The organism is Lentilactobacillus sp., assembly GCF_040773105.1.
GTDB lineage: Bacteria > Bacillota > Bacilli > Lactobacillales > Lactobacillaceae > Lentilactobacillus > Lentilactobacillus parabuchneri.
On record NZ_JAXGWW010000141.1, the window covers coordinates 1 to 5279 of the forward strand.

The following is a 5279-nucleotide window of genomic DNA, read 5'->3' on the forward strand; positions in this document are numbered from 1 at the left end:
CGTAAAGAAAATGAACATATCTGGGTGGCCGTCAAATGTCTCCGGTGTTTCCAGCTTGATTTTTGTTAAATGGCGGTCTTTATGATCACGCATGACGTATACGCCACCCTGTTCACGAATTTTGTCGATATGGGGCTGCCACGTGTCAATAAATGTGACATCGTTGCCAGCCTCCTGCAGTAAAATGCCATAACGTAATCCCATTGCTCCTGCACCAATCATTGCAAACTTCATAAAAACCACTCTCCAATTCCAAATTTTATTTTTGATTAAAAAAAGCGCCCCTGATCTTAATTCATAAGATCAAGGGCGCTTACGCGTGTTACCACCTAAATTCACGATCTGCTCACACAAATCGACTCATCGTGTACGGCCAATAACTTGGCGATACACTGGCACTTTAAGGGGTGCACACCGTAGATACTCATCACTTCGCATCTACTGCTTAGAGGCTACTTTCAATTCGGTCATCATTATCCCCTCGCACTTAACGGGACTCCCTGAAATGATTACGCGAACCTACTCTCCTCGTCGCTGCATTTTTTCAATCAAATTTTAATGCGCCTATAATCTAACTCATGGTTTTTTAATTGTCAACAACAATTTTAAAAATCATTTTTCAAATCCTGACTTTAAAAAACAATCCAACCCATTTTAAATTTAAAGTTGACAAATGTAAACTTAGACTATATGCTAGACACATAAAGTTTACGTTTGTAAATTTAATATTGAAATGGAGATGGGATCTTGAAAGTTATTGTTTTAATTGTTGGACTTGCCATTATTGGATTTATCCTCTGGTGGTTCTTCGGCAAGCATGACGTGGCCGAAGCAAATGCAAAGGTCACAAACGACCAGCAGGTGGTTGACGTTGAAGTAAACGGTGGCTACTCACCTGAAGTTGTCGTCTTGAAAAAAGGCGTACCGGCAAGGTTGAATTTCACCCGCAAGGATTCATCATCGTGTTTGGACCGGGTTGTCTTTTCAGACTTCGGAATTAACCAGGCACTGCCACAGAACGAAAAACAAGAGATTGAGATTGATACCAGCCATCCTGGCGAGTTTCAGTGGTCCTGCGGGATGGACATGTTTCACGGAAAATTAGTCATTAAGTAAACGGAGGAATTTATCATGAGTAAAAATAAACAAACAGTTGATGTCATCGTTGCCGGTGGGTACAAACCTTCAGTAGTCAAGCTTCAGAAAGGTATCCCCGCTGAAATTAATTTCAAACGCACCAATGCTCAAGGGTGCTTGGACGTCGTTCATTCCGATGCCCTGAACTTTTCAGAAGAATTACCAGTTGGTGTTACCAAAACGGTCCAAATTCCAACCGATCAAGCAGGTGAATTCAGCTTCAGTTGCGGAATGGACATGTTCCACGGAAAAGTCGAGGTGCGCTAATGACCATCACAAAACGGTTTTGGATTTCATTGATCTTTTCGTTGCCGATGCTGGCAGAAATGATCCTGAAACCATTTGGCTGGATGATGCCGGGTGGTGAGTGGACCATGTTTGCCCTAACGACGGTCGTCATGGTCGTCGCAGCAGGCCCATTTATTCGAAGCGCGTGGGCGTCATTTAAGAAGCACCACTCCAATATGGATACGCTGGTCGCAATTGGAACGATGACCGCCTACCTTTACAGCATTTATGCCATGGCGACCAACCAGCCGGTCTTCTTTGAAAGTGCTGCTTTTGTCACCACCTTCGTTCTTTTAGGTCAGGTCTTTGAAGAACGGATGCGGAATAACGCTTCGAATGCTGTCGAAAAATTGGTGAACTTACAGGCGAAGGATGCTGAAGTGATCCGAGATGGCAAAGTGGTCAAGGTTCCCATCTCAGAAATTGTCGTCGGAGATATCATCAAGGTACGTCCGGGTGAAAAGATTGCCGTTGACGGTCAAATCGTCAGTGGCGCTTCGACTATCAACGAATCCATGATTACCGGAGAAAGCATGCCAGTCGAAAAAAAGGTTGGCGATTCCGTAGTCGGTGCCACTGTCAACGGGACTGGCACGTTTACTTTTAAAGCGAACAAAGTCGGCAATGAAACAATGCTGTCACAGATTGTCGAGTTGGTCAAAAAGGCCCAAAACAGTCATGCGCCCATTCAGGGATTAACCGATAAAGTTTCGGCGATTTTCGTTCCACTGGTGCTGATTATTGCGATTCTAACTTTCTTGATTTGGTACGTCTTTATTGGTGCCAGCGTCGCTAGTTCCTTGATTTTTGCCGTGTCAGTGGTCGTGATTGCCTGCCCATGTGCTCTTGGACTCGCAACACCAACGGCCTTGATGGTCGGAACCGGCCGCAGTGCGCGGATGGGCATCCTGATTAAAAATGGCGAGGTTCTGGAAGCCGTCAACGATGTTAAAACAGTGATTTTTGATAAAACTGGCACCATTACGGTCGGCAAGCCCCAAGTCACTGATGTAATTGGTGATTCCGCTCAAGTACTTGGAATTGCGGCCAGCTTGGAACAGTCCTCAGAACATCCACTGGCAACGGCCATTATCAATAAAGCCAAGGATTCTGACCTAACGATCACGCCATCGCAAAATTTTAAAGCCATCGAGGGGAAAGGCGTTCAAGCCGTTATTGACGGCCAAACGGCGTTTGTCGGTAATGACAAGCTGCTCAATGACGTATCCGTGAGTGCTGAACTCAAAGCTCAAATGGCTACCCTTCAGCAAGAAGCCAAGACAGTTGTCTTTGTCGGCGAAGGCCAGCGGGTTATTGGCCTAATCGCAATTCAAGACGCCCCAAAGCCAACTTCCAAGGATGCCATCTCGGCGCTTAAGCCTCAAGGGCTGAAAACAGTCATGCTGACTGGCGATAATCAGGCCGTTTCACAAGCCATCGCCGATCAAGTTGGCATTGATCAAGTGGTCGCCGATGTCTTACCTGCAGATAAAGCTGACCAAGTTAAAAAGTTCCAGGCGTCCGGTAAAGTTGCTTTTGTCGGTGACGGTATTAACGATGCCCCTGCGCTAAGTACCGCTGATGTCGGCATCGCCATGGGATCCGGAACCGACATTGCCATCGAATCTGGTGGCATCGTTCTGGTTAAAAACGATCTTCGCGACGTTTACAAGGCATTGGAATTAAGTAAAAAAACGTTTAATCGAATCAAGTTGAATTTGTTCTGGGCATTCATCTACAATGTCCTCGGCATTCCGGTTGCTGCCGGCATCTTCTACTTCATTGGATTGACCTTAAGTCCAGAATTAGCCGGCTTGGCAATGGCACTTAGCTCATTGTCAGTCGTAACCAGTTCAGTCTTGTTAAATCGAACGAAAATCACACCGAGTGCCCAAGTGGCATAATTGATACAACTAAAAACGGATGGCTCATGGGTTTTGTAAAACCTGTGAGCCATCCGTTTTTGTATTGCATGCTTGTTTAAATTATTTTTCGCCTAACAAACGCTTCAGTCTGGCAATCCGCTCATCCAGTGGTGGATGGGTATCAAACATTTTAGCCAGAAATGGTGTTTTTCCCCGCCTCGTGACCGGCTCATTGATATAAAGCGCAGCCCCTTTGGCAGTTGGGTTGTTGGTAGGTGTCGAGTCGTTCTTCAGCAAAGTCAACGCATCAATCAAGCCCTGTGGATCCCGGGTTAAATTAACACCGGAAACATCGGCCAAAGATTCCCGTTCACGAGAAACTGAGAACTGAAGAATCTGAGCAACTGGAACACCGACAATTCGAATAATCCAGCCGCCTAACCACATGATTAAGCCAAACATTAAGATTCCCAAGGCAATCGCCCAACTTGATTTGGCATCATCGTCGCTGTCACTGCCAAACCAGCTAAACCAACGACCGCCTCGCATCAACTCAATACCAGAGACAATCAACACTGTTCCAGATCCGGCAATAAAGGTCGTCAACGCAATGGTGATTGAAGACACTCGGATATCATAATTCTTGATGTGAGAAATTTCATGGGCCAAAACCCCTTCCAACTCTTCACGATTCATCATTTGACGTAATCCTTTGGTAACCGCCACAGCGGCGTGCTTAGGATCGCGACCGGTAGCAAACGCATTCGGTGACGGATCATCGGTTAAGTATATGTCCGGCATCGGAATCTGGGCAACCATGACCAAATCACTGACAATATTGAATAACTCCGGATCATCGGATTCCTGTAATTTGTGGGCATTGGCTGAACGCATCAAAATATCAGTGACGCCCATATAGACGAAGAACGAATAAATGGCGGCCCCAATTAGAAAACCGACCATCGTGTAGGTTGGAATGAGCCAATTGATGGTATCTTCATCCTTGGTTGCCATGGCAAAGACCAGCCCAATTAGAAAGCCGATAATGGCGATTAAAACGACAAAAAAGGCCATTACTGACCAGGTTCGCCGCCGATTTTGCTGAACTTGCTGATTTATGGTGTCCATTATCAGTCAGTCCCCTTTAAAATTTCATTTGTGGAACTTCTTTAGATTGTTCAGGAACTTCAAGGTAACTATGAGCTGGGAAGTTTCCGAATTTTGCAACCATGTTGCTTGGGAAGGTTTGCAGTTTGTTGTTGTAAACCATCACGTTACTGTTGTAGTTTTGACGCGAAAAGGCAATCTTGTTTTCTGTATTGGTTAACTCTTCTTGAAGTGACAAAAAGTTTTGGTTTGCCTTTAATTCTGGATAGTTTTCGGAAACCGCAAACAGATGGTTTAATGCGCCGGTTAATTGATTATCGGCCTTAACCTTATCGCCTAAACTAACGTTGGGATCTTGAATTTGTGAGCGCATTGCCGTGACTTTTTCAAAGGTTTCCTGTTCATGCTTGGCATAGCCCCTAACTGTCTCCAGCAAATTAGGTAATAAATCGCCCCGTCGTTGCAGTTGAACGTCAATTTGGCTGGCAGCTTCATCCACCAGGTTCCGTTGACTGACCAGACCGTTATATAGGGCAATAACGATCACAATCAAAATGACAATGATAATTCCTGTAATTAATAGTCCCATTGTATGTTCCTCCTTGGTCTCTTTGATATTCAACATACCATACTGGACCCGTTGTGAAAAGTTGATTTCACAATAATATTACCATCTTTAAATCTTCCTTGACTATCTTTACGTGAACTCTTAAAGTATTATTAAATATAGATTAAAGAATGATTAGGAGTGATCCGGATGGCTGACCCAATCCTCGTTGAACCAGAACTGAATCAATATATGATTGCGCAATTCAAACAGTTTCATCAACACCCCGAATTATGCAGTCAGGAGCAATGGACGAGCAAGACACTCACTGCCGA

At 44.8% G+C, this 5279-nt stretch carries 6 protein-coding genes; 3 read left to right on the top strand and 3 right to left on the bottom strand.

Translation table 11 applies throughout. The features are described 5' to 3' along the window. Window positions 1-234, bottom strand: a 234-nt coding sequence (locus tag AB3112_RS07840; protein ID WP_367334239.1) for a ketopantoate reductase family protein, incomplete at its 3' end; no start/stop codon positions are given. Between the two features lie 513 nt (window positions 235-747). Between AB3112_RS07840 and AB3112_RS07845 the strand changes: the two genes are divergently transcribed. From AB3112_RS07845 to AB3112_RS07855, 3 genes are read left to right on the top strand one after another with little or no spacing between them, the layout of a single operon-like run. Then, window positions 748-1116 (top strand): cupredoxin domain-containing protein, encoded by a 369-nt coding sequence (locus AB3112_RS07845; RefSeq protein ID WP_084973511.1) that lies wholly within the window; start codon window positions 748-750, stop codon window positions 1114-1116. Window positions 1117-1131: 15 nt separating this feature from the next. Further along, window positions 1132-1404: a cupredoxin domain-containing protein gene (locus AB3112_RS07850; protein WP_084973512.1), complete on the top strand. Its 273-nt coding sequence runs from the start codon at window positions 1132-1134 to the stop codon at window positions 1402-1404. Continuing rightward, entirely contained in the window at window positions 1404-3329 is a 1926-nt protein-coding gene (locus tag AB3112_RS07855; protein WP_084973514.1) for a copper-translocating P-type ATPase, read from the top strand. The genes AB3112_RS07850 and AB3112_RS07855 overlap by 1 nt, the downstream gene beginning before the upstream one ends. Window positions 3330-3410: 81 nt before the next feature. On the opposite strand, the gene AB3112_RS07860 is transcribed toward AB3112_RS07855, so the two are convergent. Together AB3112_RS07860 and AB3112_RS07865 are read right to left on the bottom strand one after the other, a co-directional pair. Further along, on the bottom strand, window positions 3411-4418 hold the full coding sequence (locus AB3112_RS07860) for a M48 family metalloprotease (protein ID WP_084973516.1): 1008 nt from the start codon (window positions 4416-4418) through the stop codon (window positions 3411-3413). Between the two features lie 16 nt (window positions 4419-4434). Beyond that, on the bottom strand, window positions 4435-4986 hold the full coding sequence (locus tag AB3112_RS07865) for a LemA family protein (protein WP_084973518.1): 552 nt from the start codon (window positions 4984-4986) through the stop codon (window positions 4435-4437). Window positions 4987-5279: the final 293 nt, after the last annotated feature.

Excerpts from the sequence above, each read along its gene's own strand:
- AB3112_RS07850 (WP_084973512.1), top strand. The coding sequence starts at position 1,132 with ATGAGTAAAAATAAACAAACAGTTGATGTCATCGTTGCCGGTGGGTAC.
- AB3112_RS07855 (WP_084973514.1), top strand. The coding sequence starts at position 1,404 with ATGACCATCACAAAACGGTTTTGGATTTCATTGATCTTTTCGTTGCCG.
- AB3112_RS07860 (WP_084973516.1), bottom strand. The coding sequence starts at position 4,418 with ATGGACACCATAAATCAGCAAGTTCAGCAAAATCGGCGGCGAACCTGG.
- AB3112_RS07865 (WP_084973518.1), bottom strand. The coding sequence starts at position 4,986 with ATGGGACTATTAATTACAGGAATTATCATTGTCATTTTGATTGTGATC.